We start from the raw sequence: 3,143 nt of genomic DNA on the forward strand, positions 1-3,143 counted from the left end.
TCCCCGACGCGCGCGACGTCGCGCTCGTGCTCGCCGCGCTCGACCGGGCCGGGGTGCCCGCGTGGTCGCCCGACCGGCCCGGCGGCGTGGTCCGGCTGGCCGCCGACGACGGTCCGGCCGCGCGCTACCGGTCGTTCCTCGCAGCGCTGCGCGGCGCGGCCGACGTGGTCGTCGGCACCCGGGCGTCGGCGTTCGCACCCGTCCGGCGGCTCGGCCTCGCGGTGTGCTGGGACGACGGCGACACGCTGCACGCCGAGCCCCGCGCGCCGTACCCGCACGTCCGCGAGGTGCTCGCTCTGCGGTCGGACCTCGAGGGGTGCGCGTTGCTCGTCGGCGGTCTCGGCCGGACGGTCGAGGCGCAGGCGCTCGTCGAGTCCGGCTGGGCGAAGGAGGTCGTCGCCGACCGCGCGACGACCCGTGCCCGTGCGCCGCGCGTCCTCGCACTCACGTCGGTCGAGCTCGCGCGCGAGGGGCCGGCCGCGACGGCCCGACTGCCGTCCCCGGCATGGCGCACCGTCCGGGACCGGCTCGCGGCCGGACCGGTCCTCGTGCAGGTCCCGCGCGCGGGCTACGTCCCGGTCGTCGCGTGCGGACGGTGCCGTGCCGACGCACGCTGCACCACGTGCCACGGGCCGCTCGGGCTCACCGGTCAGGACGGCACTCCGACGTGCGGCTGGTGCGGGCGGCTCGCGACCTCCTGGCGGTGCGGCGAGTGCGGCGGCTCCACGCTGCGCTCGGTCCGTGTCGGGTCCGAGCGCACCGCCGAGGAGCTCGGGCGGGCGTTCCCCGGCGTCACCGTGCGGGTGTCGGGCGCCCGTGCGTCGGGCGGCGTGCTCGACGTCGTGCCCGACGCGCCCGCGGTGGTCGTCGCGACGCCCGGAGCCGAGCCCGCCGCCCCTGGCGGGTACGCCGCGGCCGTCCTGCTCGATGCGGCGGTCGGCACGTCGGGAGCCGGACTCGGTACGGCGGTGGGTGCGCTGCGGCGCTGGCTCACGGCGGCGGCGCTCGTGCGGTCCGCGTCGGAGGGTGGCGTCGTGCTGCTCGTGGGTGACGCCCCGGAGCGGCCCACGCAGGCGCTCGTCCGCTGGGACCCCGCGGGTCTCGCGGCCCGGGAGTCGCAGGAGCGGGTCGAGCTCGGCCTGCCGCCGGCCGTCCGGGTCGCGGCGGTGACCGGGCCGCGCGACGCGGTCGACGTGCTGCTGTCCCGGCTGGGCCTCGACGACGCGGACGTGCTCGGCCCCGTGCCGGTCCCCGGGCCCGCACGGGCGTCGTCCACGGCGCTCGAGCCGGACGTCCGCGCCCTCGTGCGCGTGCCGCGAGGCCGCGGTGCGGCGCTGGCCCGGGCCCTCGCGACGTCGATGGCGGTCCGCAGCGCGCGGCGCGAGGGAGGCACGGTGCGCGTGCACGTCGACCCGGTGGACCTCGCATGACGGCCGTCGTCCTGGACCTCGGCAACGTGCTGGTCCGGTGGGACCCGTACGGGCCCTTCGTCGGCCGGCTCGACCGGAGCGAGGTGGACCGCTTCTTCTCGGACGTCGACTTCGCCGCGTTCAACCACCACCAGGACGCCGGCCGCAGCTGGGCGGACGCGCGCGTCGAGCTGGCCGCGACGTTCCCGCAGCACGTCGCCGCGCTCGACCTGTACGTCGCGCACTTTGCCGACTCGCTGCCGGGCCCGGTCCCCGGCAGCGCACGCGTCGTGCGCGACCTGGTCGACCGGGGCGTGCCGACGTTCGGCCTGACGAACTGGTCGGCCGAGACCTACCACCTCGCCGAGCCCGCCGCGCCCGCCATCGGGCACCTCGACGCCGTCCTGGTGTCCGGCGAGGTCGGCCTCGCGAAGCCCGACCCGCGGGTGTTCCGGCTGCTCGCCGAACGGTTCGCCCTCGACCCGGCGCGTACGGTCTTCGCCGACGACTCGCCCGTGAACGTCGCCGCCGCCGCGGCCGTCGGCTTCGACGCCGTGCTCTTCACCGACGCCGCCACGCTCCGCGCCGACCTCGAGACGCGCGGCCTGCTGGTCCCCGAGGCGGGGAGCACGGCACCCGCCACCTAGGATCGGGGCCATGCGACTGCTCTTCGCCGGAACGCCTGCGGCCGCGGTGCCGTCGCTCGAGGCCCTGCTGGCCTCCCGTCACGAGGTCGTCGCCGTCCTCACGCGCCCCGACGCGCGCGCCGGACGCGGGCGCACGCTCGCACCCAGCCCCGTGAAGGCCCGGGCGCTCGACGCGGGCGTCGAGGTCCTCACGCCCGCCCGCCCCCGCGACGAGGAGTTCGTCGCGCGGCTCGGCGAGCTCGCCGTCGACGCGGCACCGGTCGTCGCGTACGGCGCGATCCTGCCCGCCGCCGTGCTCGACGTGCCGACGCACGGGTGGGTCAACCTGCACTTCTCCGTCCTGCCCGCCTGGCGCGGCGCGGCGCCCGTCCAGCACGCGCTCATCGCGGGCGACGAGGTCACCGGCGCGACGACGTTCCGCATCGAGCAGGGCCTCGACACCGGCCCGGTCTTCGGCACGCTGACCGAGTCGGTGCGCCCGCGGGACACGGCCGGCGACCTGCTCGACCGCCTCGCTGTCGCGGGCGCGGGGCTGCTCGTGCAGACGCTGGACGCGATCGAGGACGGGATCCTCAGCCCGGTCCCGCAGCCCGCCGACGGCGTGAGCCACGCCCCGAAGATCGAGGTCGAGGACGCGCGCGTGCGCTGGTCGCACCCCGCGCACGCCGTCGACCGCCGCATCCGGGGGTGCACGCCCGCCCCCGGCGCGTGGACCACGCTGCCCGACGGCAGCCGGCTCGGCCTCGGCCCCGTCGCACCCGTCGCGGACGTGCGCGACCTCGCCCCCGGCGAGCTGCGGGTCGGCAAGCGTGACGTGCTGGTCGGCACGGGCGGGGCAGCGGTGCGGCTGGGCCTCGTCACGCCGCCCGGCAAGCGCCCCATGGAGGCGGCGGACTGGGCGCGCGGTGCGCGGCTCGTCGACGGGACAGTCCTGGGCGGTGCGGCGTGAGCCCCGCCGGGCAGGGCGGCGCCGAGGGGCGCGGCACCGGCGGTCCCGGAGACGGCGGTCGTGACGGCGGCCAGCGTCATGGCGGCGCGCGTGACGGCGCCGGCCGTGGCGACACCGGCCGCTCGGACCGTGGCGGTG

Annotated in this window: 3 protein-coding genes; all 3 read left to right on the forward strand. The window is 78.5% G+C overall.

The window, feature by feature from the left end; genetic code table 11:
* On the forward strand, nt 1-1,430 hold a 1,430-nt coding region (locus CBZ_RS17950), incomplete at its 5' end, for a primosomal protein N' (protein ID WP_130782837.1).
* Nucleotides 1,427-2,056 carry an HAD family hydrolase gene (locus CBZ_RS17955; protein ID WP_130782838.1) on the forward strand — a complete coding sequence of 210 codons (630 nt, stop codon included), beginning with the start codon at nt 1,427-1,429 and terminating at the stop codon, nt 2,054-2,056. The genes CBZ_RS17950 and CBZ_RS17955, both read left to right, overlap by 4 nt.
* Before the next feature lie 10 nt (nt 2,057-2,066).
* Nucleotides 2,067-3,005, forward strand: a complete 939-nt coding sequence (fmt, locus tag CBZ_RS17960) for a methionyl-tRNA formyltransferase (RefSeq protein WP_130782839.1) — start codon at nt 2,067-2,069, stop codon at nt 3,003-3,005.
* Nucleotides 3,006-3,143: the final 138 nt, after the last annotated feature.

Origin of the sequence: Cellulomonas biazotea (genome assembly GCF_004306155.1) — a bacterium.
GTDB classification, from domain to species: domain Bacteria; phylum Actinomycetota; class Actinomycetes; order Actinomycetales; family Cellulomonadaceae; genus Cellulomonas; species Cellulomonas biazotea.

What these genes read in the sequence shown, in the direction of transcription:
- fmt (WP_130782839.1), top strand. Translation starts at nt 2,067, where the DNA reads ATGCGACTGCTCTTCGCCGGAACGCCTGCGGCCGCGGTGCCGTCGCTC.
- CBZ_RS17955 (WP_130782838.1), top strand. Translation starts at nt 1,427, where the DNA reads ATGACGGCCGTCGTCCTGGACCTCGGCAACGTGCTGGTCCGGTGGGAC.